Below are 25,500 nucleotides of genomic sequence, written 5' to 3'. Positions count from 1 at the left end.
CGCTTTAGAGGCACGGCGTTGATTGCAGAGAATGGTTATTCCCTTTTCAAAATCAACAACACAGGCTATGAAGCGTTTAAACTCGCCCTTTGGGAGCGTGTTAGAGGCGCGATAATTGCGCAAAACGTGTTTGATGTAGAACAACTATACCTGCACACGTTTCGCTTATTCTCCCACCTCTGACATCGCTCTGAACTGACTTAATCTTTATGCGAATTGGTATAAGATAATTGATTTAAATAAAGTAATCACAACGAAACGAAAGTGAGGCAAAATGTCTATTTCAGGAAAAAATTTAATTGCCGGAGAATGGTCTGGTGATACTTTAGGCGGTTTTACAGCCATTCATGCGGCTGAAAATAAGCCGATGCAAACAACCTTTGCTGATGCAACAGAACAAGAAGTTGAAACGGCAATTCAACAGGCTAATCAAGCGTTTGAAAGCTACCATATATTACCTGCATTACAACGCGCTAACTTTTTAAGAACAATAGGCGACGAAATTTTAGCACTCGGTGATGAGTTAGTTGACATGGCGTGTGCTGAAACAGGTTTACCCTCGGCGAGAATTCAAGGTGAACGAGGTAGAACCGTAGGTCAATTAGGCTTATTCGCGGACTTACTTGAGTCAGGTGAGTATCAAGGTGTGATCGATTTAGCTGATAATAATAGACAACCATTACCTAAACCTGATACGCGTTTAGGATATTTACCTTTAGGGGTTGTTGGTGTATTTGCTGCAAGTAACTTTCCTTTAGCATTTTCAACGGCAGGTGGAGACACTGCTTCGGCATTGGCTGCCGGCTGTCCAGTGGTCATGAAAGCACATGCTGCACATCCAGGAACTGCTGAATTAGTCGCTTTAGCAATTAGTCGCGCTATTGCTAAGTGTCAACTTCATCCAGGTATTTTTTCTTTACTGCAAGGGAAGAATTACGCGATAGCAAGTCAAGTGGTAACACATCCATTAGTGAAAGCGGTAGGTTTTACTGGATCAGAACGTGTAGGTATGATCTTACAAAAACAAATTAACGAACGCGAAGAACCAATTCCCTTCTATGGTGAATTAGGCAGTATCAATCCACAATTTATTATGCCTAATAAATTGAAAGAAGAAGCTGTTTTAACGGCGCAAGCACTTGTTGCTTCTTTAATGATGGGACAAGGGCAGTTTTGTACTAGTCCTGGAATTTGGGTGTATGTTGAAGGCGAAGGTAGTCAGGCATTCGAAGCAGCAGCAGCCGAAGCCGTTGCTAATACAGAGGCTGGCATTATGCTAACGCCTGCGATGGCTACTAACTATCAAAACACAGTTGCACAATGGCAAAAATTACCTAACGTTTCGCTCCTTGCACAAGGTAAAACAGGGGCCGAACATCATTGCTCTGCGGCTTTATTTCAAACAGATTTTGCTACGTTTAAAAATACTGCAATGTTAAGTGAAGAAGTTTTCGGATCATCTGCATTAATAGTACGGGTGAAAACACTTGACGAAATGTATGAATTTTCACGTTTATTGAAAGGTAACTTAACCGCGAGTATCCATGCCATAAATGATGATTTAGCGCAAAGTCAATCTCTTGCTACATTACTTGTACATAAAGTGGGGCGTTTAATATATAACCAAATGCCAACAGGTGTGGAAGTGTGCGCATCCATGAACCACGGTGGGCCCTTCCCAGCGTCAACAGATATTAGAGCGACTTCTGTTGGTAGTGAAGCGATAAAACGCTTTCAACGACCGATTTGTTATCAAAATATGCCGCAGGAATTATTGCCTGAACAGTTAAAAGATTAACAAAATTTAGAAAAGAAAAGGAGCTAATTTCATTAGCTCCTTTTTTTTAATGCACAAATGCTTATAATGGGCACCATCTTAAGTAGGAAAACGTTTATGAGCATAGTTTACAAAACACGTACCCAATTGGTTGTTGAGACCTTAAGGGAAAAAATTCTTAATGGTGAAATTAAGGCTGGCCAACCATTACGCCAGGCTGCGTTAGCTGAAGAATTAAATGTTAGTCGAATTCCTGTCAGGGAAGCTTTATTGCAATTAGAGGCTGAAGGACTCGTTGCGTTTGAGCCACACAAAGGCGCTACTGCGACAGAATTAAACATTGAACAAGTAGATGAACTATTCGAATTACGGGCAATGCTAGAGTGTGATCTATTGGCTGCTTCAATTCCTAACTTGAGTGACGAAACACTAGCACATGCAACGCAACTACTTGGTAAATTAGATAAAGCCCTTGGTAAAGAGAATGCAGCAAATACTTGGAGTGAATTAAACTCTGACTATCACAACTGTTTATATTCAGGCGCTAATCGACCACAAACACAAGAACTTGTGAATATGCTGAATAAAAATGCTGATCGTTATATTCGCATGCATTTACTTTGGGCGGGCGGTATTTCCAAAGCAGAATCAGAACATAACGAATTACTTGCGTTATGTAAATCAGGCGATATTGAAAAAGCTATGGTATTAATGAAACAACATATTTTAGGCTCGCGTGATGAAATTAAAGAATTTTTATTGCAACGTGAAAATGGCTAAAATTTTCTATTTAAAATCAATAAAATAAATGCTGATTTTGACGGTTAAAAAATCAGCATTTATTGACTTTTTCCCTTCGAGTCTATAGTATTCCCGCGCTTTTTAACGCTTATCATCTTGTTTTCATACTTTTCTTCTAAGCTTTATAGATAGTAAGCGACTCTTAAATATTTTATCTGCCGATTTTTTGGCATAGCCTACAAAACACGGGAAACTCATGTTTGAACTAAAAGCCAGCAAAGTTGGCAATTTAAAAAATGATGTCTTATCTGGTTTAACTGTTGCCTTAGCTTTAGTGCCAGAAGCAGTAGCATTTGCATTTGTTGCGGGTGTGGATCCATTAGTCGGTTTATATGCAGCCTTCATGGTTGGCTTAATTACGTCAATTTTTGGCGGACGTCCAGGTATGATTTCAGGTGCTACCGGTGCAATGGCTGTTGTTATGGTCAGCCTTGTTGCGCTTCACGGGGTTGAGTATTTATTTGCCTGTGTGGTGTTAACCGGTATTTTACAAATACTCGCGGGTATATTTAGGCTGGGTAAGTTCATACGATTAGTACCACATCCTGTTATGTTGGGTTTTGTAAACGGTTTAGCTATCGTTATTTTCTTAGCTCAGTTAGGCCAATTTAAAGTCGCTAACAGTGACGGCATCTTCGTATGGATGCAAGGCAATCAATTAGCAACCATGATTGGCTTAATCGTACTTACCATGGGTATTATACATTTCTTACCGAAATTAACTAAAGCGGTTCCTTCTTCCTTAGTTGCGATTATCGTGGTTACAGTATTAGCGCAAAGCTTAGATTTAGATGCTCGTACTGTGGTAGATTATTTACGTGATATGACAAATGATCCAGCAGCTTCTATTGCTGGAGGCTTGCCAACGTTTGCTATTCCTCAAGTCCCGTTTAATTTTGAAACACTACGCATTATTTTTCCTTTTGCGTTAGTGCTTGCTGCTATTGGCTTAATCGAATCATTGTTAACGTTAACGTTAATTGATGAGTTAACCGGTACTCGCGGTCGCGGCAATAAAGAATGTGTTGCTCAAGGCATGTCTAATACCGTTAACGGCTTTTTTGGTGGTATGGGTGGTTGTGCCATGATTGGTCAATCAATGATTAATGTGAATTCAGGTGGCCGTGGTCGTGCGTCAGGCATTGCTGCTGCACTTGGATTGCTTTGCTTTATCTTGTTTGCATCAGACCTAATCGAACAAATACCACTGGCGGCGCTGGTAGGGGTTATGTTTATTGTGGTGATTGGTACCTTTGAATGGTCAAGTTTTCGTATTATGCGCAAAGTACCAAAAGCTGATGCATTTGTCATTGTGTTAGTTTCAGGGGTTACCGTTGCCACTGACCTGGCTGTAGCTGTGGTTGTTGGTGTTATTGTTTCAGCATTAGTATTTGCTTGGGAACATGCAAAACATGTTATTGTTGAACGTTTTGTAAATGATCAAGGCTCTACCGTTTACGAAGTTAACGGACCACTGTTTTTCGGTTCAGTATCAAGCTTTTTGGAACAGTTTGAGATTGAAAAAGATAGTGATGATGTCATTGTAGAGTTTAAAAACTCTCGTGTTGCAGATCATTCAGCCATTGAAGCGATAGATACACTTGCAGAGCGTTATATTGCACAAGGTAAAAAAATGCACTTGAAACATTTAAGCAATGAATGCTTAGAGTTGTTAGAAAAAGCAGGTGATTTGGTAGAAGTTAATGTGATTGAAGATCCAGACTATCATATTGCTAGTGATAAGCTTGCTTAAGCGAAAGTTTTGTTTAATAGGTCTATAGGTTATAGTTAATCTATAGACCCTTAACTGCGTGATGTATGCAATTAGAATTTTTTGATGTTCCAAGCCCGTGTATTGGTATTTGTCAATCAGATGACAAAGGCTATTGCTTAGGGTGTATGCGTACTCGTGATGAAAGACAGTTATGGATAAACTTAACTTCGGATGATAAACAAAAAGTCATTAAACGCTGTATTCAACGTAAAAAGCGAAAAGATGGCAAACTTAAAGCGAAAGAAAAAACACATACTGCTGATGAAGCTCAGCCCTCCTTATTTGATCCTCCTAGTAAAAAGTCACTTGATACCAGCAGTAATATAGATTTTGGTGACTTTGAATTGTAGTTCTACGTTCACTTATTATTTGTAAAATGGTTTCTAAAGCCGCTTGTGGATTTTTCGTCTATTCTTAAATGACATAGATATGAAATGGGCAATGTTTAATTGAGTGAACAAGACCTTAAACCAAGTTACCAACAATTAGAACAAGAACTACTCGCACTAACGTATAGTGAAAAGTTGCAACATGCTTTATTTAAAATTGCGTCAATTTCTCATGATGATCTTGAACTACAAAGCTTGTATCAGCAAGTACACGAGATCACCAATGCTGTTATTGAGGCGAATAATTTTTTTATCGCGCTTTTAAATGAAGAAGAACAGCATATTGAACTTGTTTATTTTGTGGATGAAAAAGACGTTGACGAGAAAGACCTAACCGGAAAAATAATCCCGCTAGAACAGGGGTTAACCTCTTACGTGATAAAAACCAGAATCCCCCAACTTTTGAACCAAAGTAGTATTGAAGCCTTAATCGAGAAAGGGGAGATAAAAGATGTTTTAGGTTCGGGTGAATTTACTAGTTGGATTGGTGCGCCGATGCTTAGTGGTGAAACGCTACATGGTGTTATTGTTGCTCAAACATATCAAGACAGTAATCAATATACTGACAACGACTTAAAGGTATTAAACTTTGTTGCAAATCAACTTGCTAGTGCGATTGAAAGCCATGTGAATGAAAGTCAGCGTAGAGATGCACAGCAGAGGCTTGCCGAGCAACACCGGTTACTTGAGCAACAAAATAAGCAATTAAATATTACTATTAAACATTTACAAACTACGCAGCAAGAATTGGTGCAAAAAGAAAAAATGGCATCATTAGGGGGCTTAGTTGCTGGAATTGCCCATGAAATTAATACGCCGTTAGGTATTTGTGTTACTGGCGTTAGCCATTTGGAGGAGGAGTTTAATTTCATTAAAAGCCGCTATGAAGAGCAAATGCTATCAGAAGAAGACTTACAAGATTTTTTTACAGAGCTTGCACAAGGTTTAGCCATACTAAAAAGTAATACAATACGAGGCGCAGCTTTAGTGAAAAGCTTTAAGCAGGTTGCTGTTGATCAATCCTCTAACGAAACGCGTAATATTAATTTAAAGGCATATATTGATGAAATATTACTATCATTAAAACCTAAATTAAAACGAGTCAATCATCAGGTGATTGTTGAATGTCCTGACCAGATAACGATGAACATTAATGCGGGTGCATTATCACAAATTTTGAGTAATTTGATCTTAAATTCACTTATTCATGGATTTGAAGAACATGATCATGGTCGCATACAAATTATTGTGCGAAGTAAAAAAACTGCGATAAATATTCATTATGCTGATAATGGTAAAGGGTTAACAGGCGAACAATTGTCTTGTTTATTTGAACCTTTTTTTACCACTAAGCGAGGTCAAGGAGGGAGTGGCTTAGGCACACATTTAATTTATAATTTAGTACAATCTTTGGGAGGAAAAATAAAAGTAAAAAGTGAAGAAGGTAAAGGTTTAGCCTATTTAATTAGTTTACCTTACTCATCTGGTAAGTAACTGAATTTTATGGTTATATGTGTATTGTTATGATTTTAAATTAATCATCTTGGTACTTTTGGTTAATTTCCACGGCCAAAGTAATGTTTTCTAACATAATGTTAACTATGTTGGGATCAAGATGCGTTCCAGCAGCTTCACGCAAAAAAGATTGTACTTTTTCGAGTGGCCAAGCATCTTTATAGCAACGCTTATGGGTAAGTGCATCGAATACGTCTGCAACTGAAACAATACGTGCAAACAGGTGGATATTTTCACCAGCAAGCCCTCTAGGGTAACCTGTACCATCAAATTTTTCATGATGTTGAGCCGCAATGATTGCCGCAGCTTGTAATATGGGGCGTTTAGAACCATGAAGAATGCTTTCACCTATAGTAGGGTGTAGCTTCATTTCATCCATTTCATCATCAGTTAATTTCCCTGGTTTCAGTAATATACGGTCTGGTGTGGAAATTTTACCAATGTCATGCATTGGAGCAGCCTGTTTTAATAATTCAGCTTCAGACAAATCCATACCTGATTTGATCGCCAACATATAAGATACTTCAGCCATTCGGCGAATATGATTACCTGCTTCATTGGAACGAGATTCTACAACATCACCTAAGCGGTAAATAAGCTCTTCTTGGGTTTCAACAATCTCTCGATTGAGTAATAAATTATCGAACGCTAAGCTAATATTCCCTGAAAATACTTCAAGGAGTTTTGCGTCAATATCTGATAGCGACTCAATACCGCTTAAATACAGTAAGCTTATTTTCTCGCTATTACTGGGGAAATATCCAACTAACACGTTGTTTTTAAATATACTTCGCTTTTCTTTGATTGCTAAATTTAGGTATTCGAATGCTTGTTTTTTAGCAATGTTTTCATCGTTATTAGATATCTCTGCAATCACTTGAAAATCATTTTCAGTGTAAATTGCTCCTAAACCTTTCACTTGCAGCAGCATGCTTTGTTGGTTAATTTGTAATAACGACATGATTTGCTCTAATAAACCATTGAAAAATTCTCTAAGAGAGCGCTGCTCTAATACATTTCCAGTGGCATCAATAACGCGTTCTAAACCTGAACGGTACCGTTCTTGATATTTTCGCGCTTTATCGACTTCAATAATATCGCGGTAAGCACGCAGTGCAGTAAATACAGTTGTGAATAGTTTTTTACGATCTAGTTCTGTTTTTTCTTTGTAATCATTAATATCAAATTCTACGATGACTTTTTCTTCTGGGGCTTGTCCGGGTTGCCCTGTACGTAAAACGATACGGGAAAATTGATTATTGAGGTCTTGGCGAATCCATTTGGCTAGTAACAATCCAGCATCATCGCTTTCCATTACCACATCTAAAAACACCAGCGCAATATCTTGTTCTTCTAATAAAACGCTTTTTGCTTCTTCTGCAGAATATGCATGTAAAAAAGTAAGTTTACGTCCATCTAATTCGAAGCGTTTTAATGCCATTTTGGTGATCTGATGAATATCTTCTTCATCATCAACAATGAGAACACGCCAAGGAGATGAGTCTACGGTTGCTTTTTGTGTCAAAAAAGATAAAGGCATAACGAGTATATTTTAATGTAGGGTATTTTAATGTATAGCCTACCCTTAAATATTTTGCTTAAGAAAATAAGGAGATATATCAAAGGGTAGTCAATGGTTTATTGCATGATTCATGTAAACACATGACTTGGCGGGTTCATATGCATAGTGTATTGATAATCATACTGTAGTGTAAACATATATGTGCAAAGAGCAGTGACAAACATTCTCTTGCAGTTCAACCCACGACATAGCGTTTATTTCGGCCACTGTTATAATGAGAAAAATTTTATAGCATGTATTAACAGCCTTAGTAACATGCTGACTTATGGAGTGTTTTAATGTCATCTAATCTCAAGTTAAATGCGACGCATAATCCATCACTTAAAAGCTGGGTAAGCTCTGCTAACCAAGATAAATGTGATTTTCCGATTCAAAACTTACCTTTTGCTATTTTTCGTAGAAAAGGCAATGAGGAGTCATTTCGAGGTGGTGTAGCGATTGGCGATAAAGTAGTTGATTTAGCTGCAGTTAAAGAAGCGAAGATTTTTACTGGCTTAGCCGCGGAAGCTATTTCTGCTTGCGCAAAAGAGCAGTTAAATGATTTTATGGCAATGGGTAAAGAAGCATGGAGTGAACTACGAAAAGTACTGTCTGATGCATTATCAGAAGGCTCTGCTCATCAACAAGTGCTGGAAAATTGCTTAGTAGATATGTCAGATGTTGAATATGCATTACCGTGCAATATTGGCGACTATACCGACTTTTATACTTCGATTCACCATGCAACCTCTGTCGGTAAAAAGTTTCGTCCAGATAATCCATTATTACCTAACTATAAATGGGTCCCTATTGGTTATCACGGTCGCTCATCTTCGATTGAAATTTCAGGCAGCAGCTTTAAACGACCTAAAGGGCAAACTAAAGCACCAACAGCAACTGAGCCAAGTTTTGGCCCTTGTAAACGCTTAGATTATGAGCTTGAAGTGGGTATTTTTGTTGGTAAAGGTAATGATCTTGGTGAGCCAATAAGTATCAATAAGGCAGATGATCATGTATTTGGTTTATGTCTATTTAATGATTGGTCAGCGCGCGATATACAAGGATGGGAATATCAGCCATTAGGTCCATTTTTGTCGAAAAGCTTCGCTTCAACTATATCTCCTTGGATAGTCACTTCTGAAGCGCTAATGCCATATAGAGGTGCCTGGACGCGTGATTCAGATGATCCGCAACCTATGGATTACTTGGAATCAGCAGAAAACCGTGAAACTGGTGCTTACAACATTCAATTGCAAGTGCTACTTGAAACTGAAAAAATGCGCGCAGCTAATCAAGAAGCTACACCACTATCAACATCTAACTTCAATGACTCTTATTGGACTGTCAATCAAATGGTGGCACATCATACGGTTAACGGTTGTAATTTGAGGGCTGGCGATATGTTTGGTTCTGGTACGCAATCAGGGCCAAATCCAGATGAAGCAGGGTCGTTGTTAGAATTATCAAACGCAGGTTCTGAGCCTATTAACTTACCAAATGGTGAGACTCGTACCTTCTTAGAGGATGGAGACAACGTGGTAATGAAAGGTTGGTGTGAAAAAGCTGGAGCAGTAAGAATTGGCTTTGGTTCTGTTGAAGCATTAGTGTTGCCTGCTGAATAGTTATTTGAAAACTCTCACGAATGTGCATTGAATTTTGATGATAATTGTTAGCAATATTTGCGCAATAGATAACTGAAAAGTTCAATGTACGCTCGTGTTATATTCGTGTTTTTGCAATATTCGCCTCTATATACCGACGTTTCACCGTCACGATAACTTACAATGATTGCTATTACTTTTCTGTAACCTCCCTCAGTAAAATATTAAGTATAACGTTTGATTCAATCTCGAACTTTTTAGCCTATATATATGATTCAAGCATTATTTTTTACTTATCAATTTGGTTAATTTATGGATCTATCAAACATTTACTTAGGGTGTTTTTAAGACTTTTTTGCTATTTTATTCAGTATTTTAATATCAATATTTTATAATTTTAATCGTAGAAATTACGTCATCAACTTAAAACCTCTCTTTATCGTCGATAATAATAACCTTTGTTTTATAAAGCTTTCTACAAGCTTTATTAAATTCAATGAGTCACTTATAGCTATTTAATATTGTATACATGACGCTTATTACTAATTCTTAAACTTCGTTAAGTAAAAACTGCAAACTTGTAAACCACTAAATCGTAGCTTATACCCAATAGAGGTCTGAATTCGTGATTAAGCGATCAGGTCAGATCGATAAAATTATAAAATAAATAATTAGAGCGTGTTGATCTTTCATGTTTACTTTTGCCGCAATTTGTTTGGTATTTATACAAGGCAACACTTGCGCTGTGTAGTTATTCTACTCCAGTCAAGCGTTAACACAGTAGAAATGCCAAACAGATACAGCCCGAAGGGTTCAACTAAACGCCTCCTGCTCTTTGTTACTTGAATTAACCATAGAATGACTATGCAATAATCCAAGTGCCGCGATCAGAAGGCGTTTAATTTGAAAAAAACTTAAACAGTAAAGATCAACACGCTCTAAATAACTAAAAAATTAAATACACTAAAACGCCAGGAAGGAAATAATATGTCTAAGTTAAATCGTGCTACTAAGCTAGCACTTGCTATTAGCATAGCACTTGGTACATCCCCCTCATTTGCTGAAGAAACCGAATCGTCTAATGCTGAAAAAGAGGTTGAGCGAATTGCTGTGGTTGGTACTCGTTCAGCACCGCGTTCTGTCGCTCAGTCGCCGGTTCCCGTCGATATTGTTGGTGCAGACGAGCTTGGGAAAAACGCATCAACAGATATGCTTGATCAATTACAAGCTGCGGTGCCTTCGTTTGCCGCAAGAGCACAGCCTATATCCGATGCCGCATCTTTTATTAGGCCAATAAATCTAAGAGGGCTCTCCTCTGATAGTACGTTAATTCTGGTAAACGGAAAGCGACGTCATCGTGCCTCAGTCATTGCTTTTCAAGGTGGTGGGGTAAATGATGGCGCACAAGGACCAGATATTTCTGTTATCCCATCTATTGCACTTAAACAAGTTGAGGTATTGCGCGATGGTGCAGCCGCTCAATATGGGTCTGACGCGATAGCAGGTGTGATGAATTTTGTTTTAAAAGATGATGCAGACGGCGGGTCGATATCTGTTCGTAGAGGTGAGTATGGTGAAGGTGACGGTGCCGCAACGACTGTTGATGGCAATATCGGGTTGCCATTTACTAAATACGGTTTTGCGAATTTAAGCTTTCAATATAAAACAGCTGATGCCACTAGTCGAAGTGTTCAGCGTAATGATGCGTTAGCGTTAAGTGAAGCCGGTAATACTCATATTAATGATCCTGCGATGGTATGGGGTAATCCAGAAATTGATGATGATATAACGGTATTCGCTAATGTTGGTTTAGATTTGGGAGATGATAAACAATTTTACATGTTTGGTAACTACTCTGAACGTACTGCAACGGGGGGGTATTATTACCGAAACCCACAAAACCGTGGTGGTGTTTTTAGTAAAGACGTTAATGATTTCTTTTGGGATCCTGATGGTGATGGTGATGGTAATCCAACAAGAAAAGTATGGCTTGTTGGTGACTTACAAGGTTTAGACAGCAGCGGTAATAGCATAAGTGGCTGTCCTATAGATGTCACATTGGTTGATTACGTTAATGGTACCAGTGTACCAAATATCCTTGATACTTCTGCTTATCAACAAGTTGCTAATAATGATAATTGTTGGGCGTTCAATCAATTACTACCTGGTGGCTACACTCCACAATTTACTGGAGATATAAATGATACTTCATTAACAATGGGAGTTGACGGTGAATTTAAATCAGGCTTTTTAGATGGCTGGTTTTTTGATTTAAGTGGTGGTGTAGGGCGCAATGAATCAGAATATACATTACGTAATACCGTTAACCCTTCAATGGGGCCAGAACAGGGTGATCTTTCTTTCAAAACGGGTAGTTATGTTCAGCTAGAAAAAACCTTTAATTTCGATATCAATAAAACGTTTGATTGGGGATTAGAGGATGATGCTAGCGTTGCAATGGGTGTTGAGTGGCGTGAAGAAAGCTTTGAAATTAAGTCCGGCGAGAGAGCCTCTTGGGATAGTGGTGTTTTAGCATCGCAAGGGTTTAGTGTTGGTTCTCATGGTTTTGCTGGTTTTAGTCCTGAATCTCAAGGTACAAAAGAGCGTAGATCTTTTGCTGCATACGTAGATATCGAAGCCCAGATGACAGATTATTTTTTATTAGGAGCTGCATTAAGATATGAAGACTTTGATTCTTTTGGTGCTACAACCAATTATAAAATAACCGCGCAATATCAATTGACAGATAATTTATCCGTTCGTGGTTCACATAGTACAGGGTTTCGTGCACCAACCGTGGGACAAGCTAATGTCGTAAATACGCAAACGTCATTTGTTGAAGGGGAACTCGTACAATCGGCAACGTTTCCTCCGACAAATCCGTTATCAATGTATTATGGGGGTAAAGAACTTGAACCTGAAGAGTCTAAAAGTTTTGCTGCGGGTTTAGTTTATCAACAGGGGGACTTTTTCTTAACTGCGGATATTTATCAAATAGAAGTGACAGATCGTATTCAGCAAACAGATAAATTTGAAGTTACGCGTGCGGTGTTAGATCAACTTGGTATTGAGGATAAATCAATTTCCAGCGTTACATTCTTTGCGAATGACTTTGATACTACCACGAATGGCCTTGATATAGTTGCAAATTATTCGATGCAATTGTTTGGAGGAGATACCGCATTTGCTTTAGCGTATAACTTTAATGAAACAGAAGTCGATAGGTTTTCTGATGCCACTGGTGAAGTTAAAGTACGTCGATTAGAAGAGGGCATTCCAGAGCATCGTGGCACGCTAACGATGTCACAGTCTTGGGATGATGTGTCGATGTTTATTCGTGGTAACTATTACGGAGAATACTGGGCTGTTCATGCTGATGATGGTGGTGCAAGTGCCGATGCTGATGCTGCTGTTACTTTTGATGCAGAAGTGAGTTATTTCTTCAGCGATTCTTGGACATTATCTGCGGGTGCAAATAATATCTTTGATCAAGACGCAGAAGAACTACCCTATGAATTAAGCGAAGACTATGCAGGGGCTATGTACTTTGAAAGCGGGCCGTTTGATTACAACGGCGCATTCTATTACGTAAAAGCGACTTATAAATTCTAAGCCATAATTTCAATGATAAAACCACGTTTTCTAACGTGGTTTTTTATCTTAAATAATCAATCATTTGAAAGTGGTTTTATGGTGAATAAGCGCTTCCTAAAAGTGCATTGCTAGCAGGATAGCTATATATAAAAAAATAAATTGTAAACGTTATGTATCATGTGAATTGCAATACATAAAAGAATATTATTAGTTTTGTATCTAATGATCCCGAGCAATAAACCGTAAATAAAAATAAAGGCGAGTTGTTGAGCGTCATATTGAACATGTATAAAGGTAAAAATTGATGTTGTTATAATTAGTACAAGTGAAGTATGCATTCCTGTACGTTGTAGTCCAGTAAATAGTATTCCTCGATATAAAATCTCTTCTAATACTGGGCCAATCAGACAAATAACAATAAAGCCTAATAATAAGGTTAAAGCTGAGTCGCTTAACCTGTCAAGAAAGTCTGACTGTTCTATGTCAAACCATTGATAGCAAAACGTGAAAAAAATACTGATAAATGTACAAAACATAATAATGCGAACAATGTGTTTTGTTGAGACCCTTTGTACACAGAGAATGTTAGGAGCAAGTTTATAGACATGATGAATGAATGGGGTTGATAACACCGCCACTAAGATGTTATACCAATTCGCATAAAGATTAAGTCAGTTCAGAGCGATGTCAGAGGTGGGGGAATAAGCGAAACGTGTGCAGGTATAGTTGTTCTACATCAAACACGTTTTGCGCAATTATCGCGCCTCTAACACGCTCCCAAAGGGCGAGTTTAAACGCTTCATAGCCTGTGTTGTTGATTTTGAAAAGGACGCTACAAGGATGTAGCTCATTAGAGAACGCAGGAGCACGTTCTCCTGAATAACCATTCTCTGCAATCAACGCCGTGCCTCTAAAGCATTTAATTCTCGCTGAATGACCGAATATTTATGCGAATTGGTATTATTCATAAATACCGTATTCAAACTTGCTAAACGAAGATCTGTTGTTTCAATTCCTAACAGAAAATTAAAAATCATATGACTTAATATAACTGGAACAATCATAAGTACGACAAACCATTTAAGATATTGAATTGGTGATAGTTCACTATGTTTGGTAGGTATTGTGTTATTTTTTTGAGTGATAATACTAGTCATGTTGTGAGTCCATTCAATGTTAAAATTGGTGAATTCCTTAATTATTAAAATATTAAAAACAGAAATTTCTCAGGCAGGACCTTGTTCTTGAAGTTCATACTGCTTATCCATCAACCCTATATTAAACTTTGTTTGGTAATAACCTTGTGATGTTTACCATCAGTTTGATGATTTATACGCCAAACGATTAGACATAAAAGTACTAAAAGAGCCATAGTAAGATAAGACCCCTCTAAACCAAACTCTCCCCCAGTTATGGCTGAATTACCTGTGAATTTTTGTATTAACAAACCTTCAACTGGAAGTCCGCTCACAGGAAAGCCTAATACTGGCCCTTGGATAAAGTTCCATGTGAAATGGAAACCGATAGGAAACCATAGATCTTTGAAATAGGTATAATACAGCCCTAAAAATATACCTACCAACAATAGGTTTATAAAACTAAGTAACGAAACATCACTATTTCCAGAGTGAAGTATCATAAAAATTAAAGCAGAAATTATTATCGCTATATATTTATGTTGTGAACCTAACAAGCTCTTTAAAATGTAGCCTCTTACGAGAAGTTCTTCATTAACAGCAACAATTGAGAAAAGTCCGAAGTACCAAGCAAAGTGATATAAATTAACAGTATTAGTAGATGTTTCAATTAGACCTGAAAATAACAAAATCAGGTAAATAATTATTATGGAAATAACGCCGCCGCCTAATCCAAAGCTAATTTTTTTTAATAAATTTTCACGAGAAAAACCAATCTGAAGAAAAGGTTGTTTATCATAGTTCTTTTGCAATTGGTAAATTAAAAATAAATTAGCCGCAGCTTGTAGCAAAAAAATAAGTGACATTAACTCAATGCCTAAAGCTTCAATATTAAAGTCGTTGGGATTAATAATATTTAGACTAAAAAAAGGAATAAGTATCAACCCTGCCATGAGTTGTGAAAGAATGAGTAGTGTAATAATTCTCGCTATGGGGCTTTTTTTTAATATTTGTAACATGCTTTCCTCCTTGAGTTGTTTGAAACCAGCGGGTTATTCGCTGGTTTCATGGTCATTTTTTAATGAGTTATCTCATATAACCAGCCGCCCAGCTCTTTACCCCAATCTCCGGCTAGCCCACTGCCAATTTCATAACCAATCTCTCTCATTAGGCCACCACCACTTACAGCTTTTAATTCATTTATATTTAAATTTTTCACTATTGACTCCTTAATGTGTTGCATCGTAAACGCCAGCACCAATACCTCTGCCAAGTTCGTTTAGTGCTTCATGGCCAAGCAATAATATTGTCCATAAAATGAGAGCCGCACCACCATTTACAGTAGTTAATTCATTCATGCTTAGTCCTCTTACAACCAGCAACTATGTTTTATCAATATAAATCCGTAAGATGTTAGCGGTAACTGATATGGCAATTGAAATTAATAAAATACTTAATACCTCAATCTGTAGCTGTCCAGAATACCAACTATTAAAAATAAATATGCCAAAACCAAAAAAGGAAGTAACGCCAAAATATTGGTAAAATTTCATTATTTTCGCCTGTAACAATTTAGGTCAATGTTGTTTGTATAAATTTACTTTGTTATTGATCGATTTCATTTTGCCTGTAGTTGAGCTTTATTCTGAACGTTCTTTAACAAAATTTGATGCACACTCAATACTGCAATGCCTGAAAATAGACCTAAGAGATGGCCAATTGTATCTATGTAAGATAACACTAACAGGCTAGCGCTAGTCAGAATAATAAAAGATCCTATATACTCTTTTAGTCTTGTAAAGCACCTCACCTCATAAGAAATAAAAACAACAAATGGAAGTAGGGCATATAAAATTCCAGATAAACCATTTCCATGGTTTACATGTATGTATTTATATAAACAAAAGGTAATTGCAAAAATAGTTATCAATATAAGTAAGGTATTGAGTATTGAAAACCGACCTTCAATAATTTTTATACACCAAATCAACCCGGTAAAATTAAGTGCCCAATGCAATAAGCTATTATGTTTAAATACATTATAGAGAAAGCTAGGTAAAGTGCTCTCCTCCTGAAAAAAAATGCTTGCTGGCAGGTATATAATTATTGGGGATATGATCAGAGGGAGGTATGCCCTACTACTTTCAATAATTGTCATGGCTCTATAGCGTGATATGAAACTCGATTTTTGTTTTTGAAAGCTTTTAATAACCTCTCGATCTAATTTAATAATATATAAAGGGATCAGACAAAGGATTGATGCAAATGCGATCACATAAGAAATTTTTTCATAGTCAAAATCAAAAAAAACTAAGTAAAAGAAGTAAAGAAAAAAAAGGGTGCCTAAAAATTTTACTTCTAGTAATGCTTTGTCAATATAAGTTTCTCTTCTGTAAATACTTGTTGCACTAAATTCTTTCCATTCTTCAGGTAAAAGATAAACACCTTCTTTTTGAATAAGCGTAACGGGGTTTATCAAACGATATTTTAGAGCGGTTAAAATACTCTCACTGTCTAAATATTTTTCATTACCCCAAAAAAAGCGTACTTTGTACATAGAAATATCCATTATTCGTTAACACTTTTATTCATGCTTATATCGATCTTTAAAGATTTTAATTCTTTTAGTACATAACTATTTGATGGTGAGTGCAAAAATCATAAAGCTACTAAAGAAAGCTATTCTTCAAATTAAGCAGAAATCTCTCCTTAAGGTCTAAGCTTTTAGCGCATGATGAGTTAAAAAAACAAAATATGAACTAATTAATTTATCGCCTTGTTTTAAGTTGTGCATTGTAAGCTACAGATGTACCGTACCAAAGTGAAGAACCATATACTATTGAAGCAACTAGCCAAATTAAACATGTTGTAATTACTTCTTTTGAACCAAATTCTTTTCCTGTAAGGGTTATGCTGAGAAAAATCAATGCCGAAAATATCCCCCATTTTATAACTCCTTCAACTAATATAAATTTAACTATGCCTGCTTGTTTTTGATGTTCCCACTTGGCGATACTATTTATATCCCACGTTGTGTATAACGAGCAGTACTTAGCAAAAAAATTAACCATCTTCTCTTTCTCCGATAAATAGCATACAAGAAATACAAGCTAACTATTGTATGCGTGTTATGTTTATCTTCTTGATAACGAAGGGAGTGAGGCAAAAAATATACTACCACCACCTGAGATGCTTCCCGCTAATCTAGCACCATTATTCCATAGCATTCCTCCTGCTCCACCAAAAAAACCAGAAACTCCTCCCACAAAAGCACCTGCTACTACATCTCCTAAATCACCGCCATCAGCATAAGCGTTTGCTCCGCCAGCAATAGCACCAACAGCCGCACCAAAAAATAATGCACCGCCTTTTACTTTTTCTATTTCATTCATGCTTAATTCACGCATAATTAAATTCCTTTTTGTTTCAATTAAATTTACTAATTCCATGTTAAATTAGCCTGTTATTCTCCACCCCTACAGATGCAGGAATAGAAGAATTGCTAAGTAGCTTCTTAATGCGACAAATATGTTCTTGAAGCAAGAATATTAGAAGTCTAACAGTAATGTTTTTGATTATTACTTGTGGAAACATTGTGAATTGAAATTATTTTAATTATTAATGGGTTAGTGAGTTTATTTAATAAAAATACAATGAAAATTGGATTTGATTATTGAGTGTTTTTGATGTGTTGGGCTTGTAATTGTTGAATAATGGCTAGTTTTTCCTTATCCATCGCTAAACGAATATCTTTACCTTGAACGCCTTGCTTAATATATTTTTGCGCGTTAATTTTACTTGGTTCATATACAACGTGTCTTAAAAACTGTGTTTGCAAAGTGCAGTTTCCATCGTGCTTTGATGCCTGACATGTAATGATAAAACTTTTTTGTCAGCTAAAGTAAGTAAGTGTTCAACGTGTTGTTGTGACGATACACTTTGATCGCAAGCCATTTAATGGTGTTTGGAATTCACAACTTACAAATATACTTTAAAAATGAACAATGATATTTTTGAGAAAGGATGAAAGCAAAGCATTAAAAAACATCTTCTTCTTCTCCTTTTTCAAGTGGGAAGTATATACCAATGTTCGATTTAAAAAATACACCATAAACCACGCTAAAAATAGCAATGAATATAACTAATTCTGCTATTGGCCACTTATAAATACCATAACCTACAATACCCGATAATGCCGAAAAAAAGTAAACGGTAAAGTCAATATGACGTTCACTAATACGAATAGGTTTAATACAATATGGACAAAGTATAGATGGCGTGTTTTTCAGTTCCTTTAAAGTATTCTTTTTAATCATTCTGTGACAATGTGGGCAAGTGGATGACTTCATAATGTATTCCGTGATAGCTAATAGACGACTATAATTAGCCGTCTATTTATATTTATGCGCATTGTTTTCCAGTAGTAGGATTAGGGCTACAAGGCTCTATTGGTTTTGGCGGAGGAGTAGGCCTCGTTAAGCGACCATAAATATAGCCACCTAAATAACTGCCTCCGATTACAATAATTGCACTAATGAAGACTCCACCATTAACCTGTTTAACTTGATAGTCATTTAAGATCTTCATTATGAATTTCCATGCTCGAAGCCAGCAGCAGCTGCAATTGCAGAACCAATAGCTATACCCGCTCTTTTTAGATGAGGTGCTGCAATTTTGGCTACTCTAATGCCTAAAGCAATCGTTAAAGGGTTTATGAAAACCCCACCATTTACATTTTCAGTTTCATTTACGTTTAATTCACGCATATTTAAATTCCTTTTTGTTTCATTTAAATTTACTAATTCCATGTTGGATTAGCCTGTTATTCTCCACTCCTACAGGTGAAGGAATAGCAGAATCGCTAAGTAGCTTCTTAATGCGACAGATATGTTCTTGAAGCAAGAATATTAGAAAGTCTAACAGGAATGTTTTTGATTATTACCTGTAGAAAAGTTGTGAATTAAAAATGATAAGTTTATTAGTCGGTTAAATCTATTATTTAATAAAAATACAATAAAAATTGGATTTGATTATTGAGTATTTTTGATGTGTTGGGCTTGTAATTTTTGAATAATAGCTAGTTTTTCCTTATCCATCGCTAAACGAATATCTTTACCTTGAACGCCTTGCTTAATATACATTTGCGCGTTAATTTTACTTGATTCATATACAACGTGTCTTAAAAACTGTGTTTGCAAAGTGCAGTTTCCATCGTGCTTTGATGCCTGACATGCAATGAGAAAATCTTCAAAAGCATCTGGCTTTCGCCAAACATCTAAATCATTGAGTAATGATAAAACTTTTTTGTCAGCTAAAGTAAGTACGTGTTCAACGTGTTGTTGATGAACGAGCAATTTTGTCGCAAGCCATTTAATGTTGTTTGGAATTCGTAACTTATTGGCTATTTCTTCAATACTAGCAATATTTTCATGCTCAGAATCAATTGAGTTAAGTGATTGCAGTTTATTTTTAGTATATCGGAGCTGTTGAGCTAATAAGGCAAATCTAATTGATAATGAATCCGTGACGTTAACAGATTGGGTTAATGGCTCTAAATAAGGGTATTCAGCATAGGCATCGGCTAAGTTAGGCCAAATTTTATCAAGTGCTTTACATTGAGCTAATATTTTAATAAAAATATCAGGATTATTTTCCGATAAAGACTTAGCAAACTCTTGCCAAATACGTTCACCAGATAATGCATTTAACTCGTTTGATTGACTAATTTTCGTCATCAAAGCAAGTGTTTCCGGTGCAACACTAAATCCTAAATAATGATATCGCGCGGCAAATCTAGCTACTCTTAGCACCCTTAGCGGGTCTTCAATAAAAGCATCAGATACGTGGCGAAGTACTCTATTATTTAAGTCTATCTGGCCATGGTATGGATCTATTATATGACCGTCACTGGTCATTGCCATTGCATTAACGGTTAAATCTCTTCGCAATAGATCTTGCTCTAAAGTTACTTCTGGCGATGCATTACACACAAAGCCTCTATAGCCTTGTCCTTGTTTTTTCTCAGTACGTGCCAGAGCATATTCTTCTTTAGTTTCTGGGTGAAGAAAAACAGGAAAATCTTTACCGACTTGCGTAAAGCCAAGTGATAACATTTGTTGAACGGTTGTGCCTACCACCACATAATCGCGTTCTTTAATCTCACGACCAAGTAAATGATCTCGCACCGCACCACCCACAAGGTAATGTTCAATAGGAAGTTTTTTTTGACTGTTTTTCATGAGAAGAAATATCGCACAAGGTTTAGTGATCATTAACGGTAATCATTCTAACATAACATTGTTTTTTCTTATATGCGGGCCTTTGACATCGTTGAAGATACGGGTTAATTTGCTTTAGCCTTTTTCACCAGTAAATTATTTTTATGTATACGGCTTATTTTGGATTAAGTGAAGCGCCTTTTACTATTGCCCCAGATCCTGCTTATTTATTTTTAAGTGATCGCCACCGCGAGGCGTTATCACATTTAACGTATGGTCTTGGTGATAACGGCGGCTTTGTTTTACTTACAGGGGAAGTTGGAACGGGTAAAACTACCATTAGTCGAACGGTAATGGAAAAACTACCAGAAAATACACAACTCGCATTTATTTTAAATCCTACGCTTTCATGTGAAGAGTTGCTTGCTACGATTTGTGATAATTTAAAAATACGCTATAAAAAAACAGGCGCAACGTTAAAGTACCTTACTGATAAAATCCAACAAAAATTGATTAGCAATCATGAGCAGGGAATTAATACATTAGTTATTATTGATGAAGCGCAGCACTTACAAGCGGAAGTGTTAGAGCAATTACGTTTACTTACTAACCTTGAAACGAATACCAAAAAGTTGCTTCAAGTGATCTTAATTGGTCAACCAGAACTACAGCAGTTATTGCAACGCAGAGACTTACGTCAACTTGCACAGCGTATTACTGCTCGTTATCACTTAATGCCACTAACGCAACAAGAGTTGACAAGTTATATTCAACATCGCCTTTCGGTTGCAAATTGCACTCGCAACTTGTTCAATAAAAGTGCAATAGCAGCGATTCATAAAATATCACAAGGCATTCCACGTGTTGTTAACTTGTTGTGTGATCGCGCGTTGGTGTTGGCCTATAGTGACAATCAAGCTGTTGTTAATAAAAAAATAGTGATAGAGGCGGCACATGAAGCATTAGGAGAAGCTGTGAAGCCTTCACTATGGCAATCGCTTTCAGTTAAAGCTGCGATTATGTCAGTTACTGTGATTTTATCGCTATTGATAGGTGTGTGGCTTGCGAATAATGGTAAATTCTTCAATGATGAGAAACAGGTATCGTCTAATTCAACACTAGGCAACCAAGAGCCTGATGAACAACTCATACCATCTGCTCCCACACAGAAAAACACAACAGATAACCTAGCGCTGCAAAATGATACCAACCTAGAAACTAACCTACCTGCTCAAAAGGCGAAGCATGCTAACCAAACGGAGATTAGCCAAGCGATTGAGATTTTAGCTAAAAAAACACCTGTTGATGAAAAATCAACCGAACCCAGTCAAACAGAAGAAAAAACTTCAGCACCTTTGGTTTTAGGTTACAACGCAAAAGCTTACCAAGAACAACAGAAAAAAAGTGCTATCACCTTAAAGGCCGAAGAGGGAGTGTCTAAGGAAATACTCGAACTGTTTAAAGAAGCGGTGAAAGAAACTGAAGACGAACCGATTAACAAGAACGAAAACCAATCAATTGAAAATGTTGATTATTCATCAATTACTGCTTTACATCAAATGCCTGCTACTTTTCAAGATGCCTTACCACCACTTAGTTTTGAAATGCATATGTTTGAAACCGAGGGCAACGGTTGGGTTAGGGTAAACGGACGTGACTTCAAAGAAGGCGAGCATATCGCTAATGATGTTTTATTAGAAGCTATTTTGCCACAAAAAGTGATATTAAACTTTAGAGGTGAACAGTTCTCCATGCCTGCATTATCTAATTGGTAAGCTTAAAAAGCTTTTATTGTGATTAAAGTTCATTTAGGGGGTTAATCAATAAAAGCATTTTTGAAAAAGCCTAATAAATTAATGTTAAAATCTTCGGGTTTAATGCAACAATCAATTTGATCTTTATATTTACTTTTTGAAAGATCAATTTCTTCAATTGAGATAGCTTGATTTAAACGAGTATTATAAAAAACTTTGACAAAGGGGCGTAGCGGCATGCTTTTGTTTAGCTGGCTAATCAAGCCTAACTTCCCGCTATTAAGTTTTACCAGTGTACCTACTGGGTAAACGCCTAAACATTGAATAAATTTTTCGACAAGCTCTTCGTCATACTTGGTTGGCGCTTCTGCAACAAGCGTTTTAAAGGCTGAAATTGGTGAAACAGCTGACTTATACGGCCGCTCGCATGTCATAGCATCATAGCTATCAACGATCGCAATCATTTTTCCGTATTTAGATGTTGCTTTGCTATTTAACCCATGTGGGTAACCACTACCATCAGCTCTTTCATGGTGTTCTTGTATCATTCGCATTGCAATATGAGATATCTCAGGGCTATTTTCTAGCAGCTTTAAACCCAGTGCAACATGACTACGCATTATTTTTTCTTCTTGAATAGTCAAAGAGCCACGTTTATGAAGTATTTCTTTTGGGATTAATACCTTACCAATATCGTGTAAGAATGCGCCTAAAGTGAGTTCTTGTACAATACGCTTTTCAAGGGCTAAATGCTTAGCAAAGACCGACATTAGAATGGCCACATTTAACGAATGTTCAAATAAATAAGAGTCTTTAGATTGTAAGCGGGTTAAACAAGTCAGTGCGTCTTGATTTCGAAAAACAGAATCTACGAGAGAATCGGTTGTTTGACTTATGTTTTCTTGATTAAGGGTACGGTTTCGTTTAACTGACGCTAAAATGTTCTCTTGTAAGTCTCGCGCACTCATATAGAGCTTATTGGCTTTACGCATTTCTTGATCAAGTGAAACATCAGGTGTTGAATGCTTAGTAGGAACGGTTTGAGTAACTGTAATTTCACCTAATACTCGGTCAATTTTTTCAACTGATTTTTGTTTAGTTGTATCAACAATGGCGTAGCAAACATTTGCTTTTTTTAATTGGTTTATTATTTCTTGATCTGAAATATAACCTTCTGACTTTATTTCGATATTGTCATTATCTATGATTGATGTGACATACATTCCTAAGGTTAGGTTGGATAAAGGAATTTTTTCTAAAATTGCTTGCGAGTTTGATGGTGCCATTACAAAACAAATTAAGTGATAACGTGAATATTTGAATTTAACACGTTATCACTTAAGCTTTCAATCAGCTAATACGTTATTGCCATGCAGGCATGTTCGCTTCAAAAGCTTTAATTTTGTCTAGTTTGTTTAGGGTCCAGCCTACACTGTCTATTCCTTCTTCAAGACAATACTGGTGGAACTTATCTACGTTAAAAGAAAAAGTAAATCCTTGTCCTTTTACGGTATTGTTAATTAAATCAACCTCCAATGAAAGTTGGTCTTCTTCTGAACGTGCAAATAATGTATTGATTTGATCTTCTGGTAACATAATCGGTAAAACACCAATGTTGATACAGTTACCATAAAAAATATCAGCAAAGCTAGGGGCAATAATAACTTTAAAGCCAAACTCTTGAATCGCCCAAGGTGCGTGCTCTCTACTTGAACCACAACCAAAATTCTCGCGTGTAAGCAAAATACTGGCTCCTTGATAAACAGGCTTGTTTAATACAAAGTCAGGATTGTCTTGATGGCCATCTGCATCAAGATAGCGCCAATCATGAAATAGATGCTGACCAAAGCCAACACGTTCCGTTTTTTGTAAAAATTGCTTAGGTATAATTTGATCGGTGTCTACATTTGCTGCATCTAACGGAGCAACTAAACCCGTATGTGTTGAAAACTTTTCCACGTGAACACTCCTATGCGTTTAAATCGACAAAATGACCTTCGATAGCAGCCGCGGCTGCCATTTCAGGGCTGACTAAATGAGTTCTACTACCTCGTCCTTGACGACCTTCAAAGTTCCTGTTGCTTGTTGAAGCACAGCGATCGCCTGAATTTAGTTTGTCGTCATTCATACCTAAACACATAGAGCAGCCTGGCAAACGCCATTCAAAACCTGCTTGGGTGAATATTTTATCTAAACCTTCGCTTTCTGCTTGTGCTTTTACGCGATATGAGCCAGGCACAACAATAGCTGTGACTTCTTTGGCACACTTATCACCCTTAGCAATATATTTTTCAACAACTGAAGCTGCTGCGCGCAAGTCTTCAATTCGAGAATTAGTGCATGAACCAATAAACACGTTATTTACTTTGATATCGGTAATCTTAGTTCCTGCGATTAGCCCCATATACAATAATGCTTTCTCACATGAATCACGTTCAACAGGATCTGAAAAGTCGCTAGGAGATGGTACTACAGCGTCGATTTCGATGACCTGACCCGGTGTTGTGCCCCAAGTCACTTGGGCTTTGATATCTTTTGCTTCTAGCGTTAATACGCTATCAAATACTGCATCGTCATCACTTTTCAACGATTTCCAATCGTTTACCGCTTGTTGCCATAAGTCACCCTTAGGTGCGTATTCACGGCCTTCTACATAATCGAAAGTTGTTTGATCTGGGGCGATCAATCCTGCTTTAGCACCAAACTCAATACTCATGTTGCAAACGGTCATTCGCTCTTCCATGGAAAGCGCTTCTATTGCTTCGCCACAATATTCAACCACATAACCAGTTGCTCCTGCGCTACCTGTTTTGCCTATAATGGCTAAAATAATATCTTTCGCGCTTATGCCCGCACCAACGTTGCCTTTAACTTCAATTTTCATTGTTTTTGCTTTAGTTTGGCGCAACGTTTGCGTGGCAAAAACATGTTCCACTTCAGAGGTACCGATACCAAATGCTAAAGCACCAAAAGCACCATGGGTTGCTGTATGAGAGTCACCACAAACAATAACAGTTCCTGGCAATGTTAGTCCTAATTCTGGTCCCATTACATGCACTATGCCTTGGTTTTTGTGTCCCATACCGAAAAGTTCGATACCGAACTCTTTACAGTTTTTTTCTAACGTTCGTAATTGGTTTGCTGCGCCTTCACCTGCTGCTGTAATTTCAATTGAGCGAGTAGAGATATTGTGATCCATCGTGGCAATCGTACGCTCAGGGCAACGTAATGCTCGGTTATGGAATCGTAAATTAGCAAAAGCTTGTGGTGAAGTTACTTCGTGGATTAAGTGACGATCTACATAAAGTAACGGTGTTTCTCCTTGTTTTTCTTCAACAAGATGGCGCTGCCATAGTTTATCGTAAAGTGTGCTTGCCATG

25 protein-coding genes are annotated in these 25,500 nt (G+C 37.1%); 8 read left to right on the top strand and 17 right to left on the bottom strand.

Annotated elements, in window-relative coordinates:
* The first annotated feature begins 274 nt into the window (after positions 1-274).
* The 5 genes from QUE72_RS14250 to QUE72_RS14230 all read left to right on the top strand — a co-directional run bounded on the left by QUE72_RS14250 (position 275) and on the right by QUE72_RS14230 (position 6,235).
* Entirely contained in the window at positions 275-1,798 is a 1,524-nt protein-coding gene (locus QUE72_RS14250) for an aldehyde dehydrogenase (NADP(+)) (protein ID WP_286269714.1), read from the top strand.
* 96 nt (positions 1,799-1,894) lie between these two features.
* On the top strand, positions 1,895-2,557 hold the full coding sequence (locus QUE72_RS14245) for a GntR family transcriptional regulator (RefSeq protein WP_286269712.1): 663 nt from the start codon (positions 1,895-1,897) through the stop codon (positions 2,555-2,557).
* Positions 2,558-2,774: 217 nt separating this feature from the next.
* Positions 2,775-4,331: a SulP family inorganic anion transporter gene (locus QUE72_RS14240; protein ID WP_074499134.1), complete on the top strand. Its 1,557-nt coding sequence runs from the start codon at positions 2,775-2,777 to the stop codon at positions 4,329-4,331.
* Positions 4,332-4,396: 65 nt separating this feature from the next.
* On the top strand, positions 4,397-4,702 hold the full coding sequence (locus QUE72_RS14235) for a DUF1289 domain-containing protein (protein WP_286269709.1): 306 nt from the start codon (positions 4,397-4,399) through the stop codon (positions 4,700-4,702).
* Positions 4,703-4,801: 99 nt separating this feature from the next.
* Entirely contained in the window at positions 4,802-6,235 is a 1,434-nt protein-coding gene (locus tag QUE72_RS14230; RefSeq protein ID WP_286269707.1) for a sensor histidine kinase, read from the top strand.
* A 40-nt stretch (positions 6,236-6,275) separates the two neighbouring features.
* On the opposite strand, the gene QUE72_RS14225 is transcribed toward QUE72_RS14230, so the two are convergent.
* The gene (locus QUE72_RS14225; protein WP_074499132.1) at positions 6,276-7,796 is read right to left on the bottom strand and encodes a DUF3369 domain-containing protein; all 1,521 of its coding nucleotides are present in this window, start codon (positions 7,794-7,796) and stop codon (positions 6,276-6,278) included.
* 320 nt (positions 7,797-8,116) lie between these two features.
* Here QUE72_RS14225 and fahA point away from each other — a divergent pair, with 320 nt between their 5' ends.
* On the top strand, positions 8,117-9,439 hold the full coding sequence (gene fahA / locus QUE72_RS14220) for a fumarylacetoacetase (RefSeq protein WP_286269705.1): 1,323 nt from the start codon (positions 8,117-8,119) through the stop codon (positions 9,437-9,439).
* 966 nt (positions 9,440-10,405) lie between these two features.
* Positions 10,406-13,030, top strand: coding sequence for a TonB-dependent receptor plug domain-containing protein (locus QUE72_RS14215; RefSeq protein ID WP_286269704.1), 2,625 nt, complete (start codon positions 10,406-10,408; stop codon positions 13,028-13,030).
* A gap of 122 nt (positions 13,031-13,152) precedes the next feature.
* On the opposite strand, the gene QUE72_RS19030 is transcribed toward QUE72_RS14215, so the two are convergent.
* The 13 genes from QUE72_RS19030 to QUE72_RS14155 all read right to left on the bottom strand — a co-directional run bounded on the left by QUE72_RS19030 (position 13,153) and on the right by QUE72_RS14155 (position 20,387).
* Positions 13,153-13,548 carry a CPBP family intramembrane glutamic endopeptidase gene (locus QUE72_RS19030; RefSeq protein ID WP_407704927.1) on the bottom strand — a complete coding sequence of 132 codons (396 nt, stop codon included), beginning with the start codon at positions 13,546-13,548 and terminating at the stop codon, positions 13,153-13,155.
* A 737-nt stretch (positions 13,549-14,285) separates the two neighbouring features.
* Positions 14,286-15,167, bottom strand: coding sequence for a CPBP family intramembrane glutamic endopeptidase (locus QUE72_RS14210; RefSeq protein ID WP_286269703.1), 882 nt, complete (start codon positions 15,165-15,167; stop codon positions 14,286-14,288).
* A gap of 59 nt (positions 15,168-15,226) precedes the next feature.
* The gene (locus QUE72_RS14205) at positions 15,227-15,367 is read right to left on the bottom strand and encodes a bacteriocin (protein WP_175573141.1); all 141 of its coding nucleotides are present in this window, start codon (positions 15,365-15,367) and stop codon (positions 15,227-15,229) included.
* A gap of 10 nt (positions 15,368-15,377) precedes the next feature.
* Positions 15,378-15,506, bottom strand: a complete 129-nt coding sequence (locus QUE72_RS14200; protein WP_286269701.1) for a hypothetical protein — start codon at positions 15,504-15,506, stop codon at positions 15,378-15,380.
* A gap of 24 nt (positions 15,507-15,530) precedes the next feature.
* The gene (locus QUE72_RS14195; RefSeq protein WP_286269699.1) at positions 15,531-15,701 is read right to left on the bottom strand and encodes a hypothetical protein; all 171 of its coding nucleotides are present in this window, start codon (positions 15,699-15,701) and stop codon (positions 15,531-15,533) included.
* 65 nt (positions 15,702-15,766) lie between these two features.
* Positions 15,767-16,705: a rhomboid family intramembrane serine protease gene (locus tag QUE72_RS14190; protein ID WP_286269697.1), complete on the bottom strand. Its 939-nt coding sequence runs from the start codon at positions 16,703-16,705 to the stop codon at positions 15,767-15,769.
* A 211-nt stretch (positions 16,706-16,916) separates the two neighbouring features.
* Complete coding sequence (locus QUE72_RS14185) at positions 16,917-17,219, bottom strand: hypothetical protein (RefSeq protein WP_286269695.1); 303 nt, start codon at positions 17,217-17,219, stop codon at positions 16,917-16,919.
* 63 nt (positions 17,220-17,282) lie between these two features.
* Positions 17,283-17,555: a hypothetical protein gene (locus tag QUE72_RS14180; protein WP_286269693.1), complete on the bottom strand. Its 273-nt coding sequence runs from the start codon at positions 17,553-17,555 to the stop codon at positions 17,283-17,285.
* Between the two features lie 263 nt (positions 17,556-17,818).
* The gene (locus tag QUE72_RS14175; protein ID WP_286269692.1) at positions 17,819-17,986 is read right to left on the bottom strand and encodes a hypothetical protein; all 168 of its coding nucleotides are present in this window, start codon (positions 17,984-17,986) and stop codon (positions 17,819-17,821) included.
* Between the two features lie 199 nt (positions 17,987-18,185).
* Positions 18,186-18,497 carry a hypothetical protein gene (locus QUE72_RS14170; RefSeq protein WP_286269691.1) on the bottom strand — a complete coding sequence of 104 codons (312 nt, stop codon included), beginning with the start codon at positions 18,495-18,497 and terminating at the stop codon, positions 18,186-18,188.
* Between the two features lie 52 nt (positions 18,498-18,549).
* On the bottom strand, positions 18,550-18,735 hold the full coding sequence (locus QUE72_RS14165) for a hypothetical protein (protein WP_286269690.1): 186 nt from the start codon (positions 18,733-18,735) through the stop codon (positions 18,550-18,552).
* On the bottom strand, positions 18,735-18,956 hold the full coding sequence (locus QUE72_RS14160; RefSeq protein WP_286269689.1) for a hypothetical protein: 222 nt from the start codon (positions 18,954-18,956) through the stop codon (positions 18,735-18,737). Before QUE72_RS14160 ends, QUE72_RS14165 begins: the two co-directional genes overlap by 1 nt.
* Positions 18,957-19,178: 222 nt before the next feature.
* On the bottom strand, positions 19,179-20,387 hold the full coding sequence (locus QUE72_RS14155) for a multifunctional CCA tRNA nucleotidyl transferase/2'3'-cyclic phosphodiesterase/2'nucleotidase/phosphatase (RefSeq protein WP_286269688.1): 1,209 nt from the start codon (positions 20,385-20,387) through the stop codon (positions 19,179-19,181).
* 143 nt (positions 20,388-20,530) lie between these two features.
* Between QUE72_RS14155 and QUE72_RS14150 the strand changes: the two genes are divergently transcribed.
* Entirely contained in the window at positions 20,531-22,141 is a 1,611-nt protein-coding gene (locus QUE72_RS14150; protein WP_286269687.1) for an AAA family ATPase, read from the top strand.
* Positions 22,142-22,182: 41 nt separating this feature from the next.
* Here the strand turns inward: QUE72_RS14150 and QUE72_RS14145 are convergent, their stop codons facing one another.
* The 3 genes from QUE72_RS14145 to leuC all read right to left on the bottom strand — a co-directional run bounded on the left by QUE72_RS14145 (position 22,183) and on the right by leuC (position 25,499).
* On the bottom strand, positions 22,183-23,406 hold the full coding sequence (locus QUE72_RS14145; RefSeq protein ID WP_286269686.1) for an HD-GYP domain-containing protein: 1,224 nt from the start codon (positions 23,404-23,406) through the stop codon (positions 22,183-22,185).
* Positions 23,407-23,482: 76 nt separating this feature from the next.
* On the bottom strand, positions 23,483-24,079 hold the full coding sequence (leuD, locus tag QUE72_RS14140; protein WP_286269685.1) for a 3-isopropylmalate dehydratase small subunit: 597 nt from the start codon (positions 24,077-24,079) through the stop codon (positions 23,483-23,485).
* Between the two features lie 10 nt (positions 24,080-24,089).
* On the bottom strand, positions 24,090-25,499 hold the full coding sequence (gene leuC / locus QUE72_RS14135; protein ID WP_286269684.1) for a 3-isopropylmalate dehydratase large subunit: 1,410 nt from the start codon (positions 25,497-25,499) through the stop codon (positions 24,090-24,092).
* Position 25,500 lies beyond the last annotated feature (1 nt).

This window comes from Thalassotalea hakodatensis (assembly GCF_030295995.1).
Taxonomy (GTDB): Bacteria; Pseudomonadota; Gammaproteobacteria; order Enterobacterales; family Alteromonadaceae; genus Thalassotalea_C; species Thalassotalea_C hakodatensis.
This window is presented reverse-complemented; position numbering and strand designations above follow the sequence as displayed.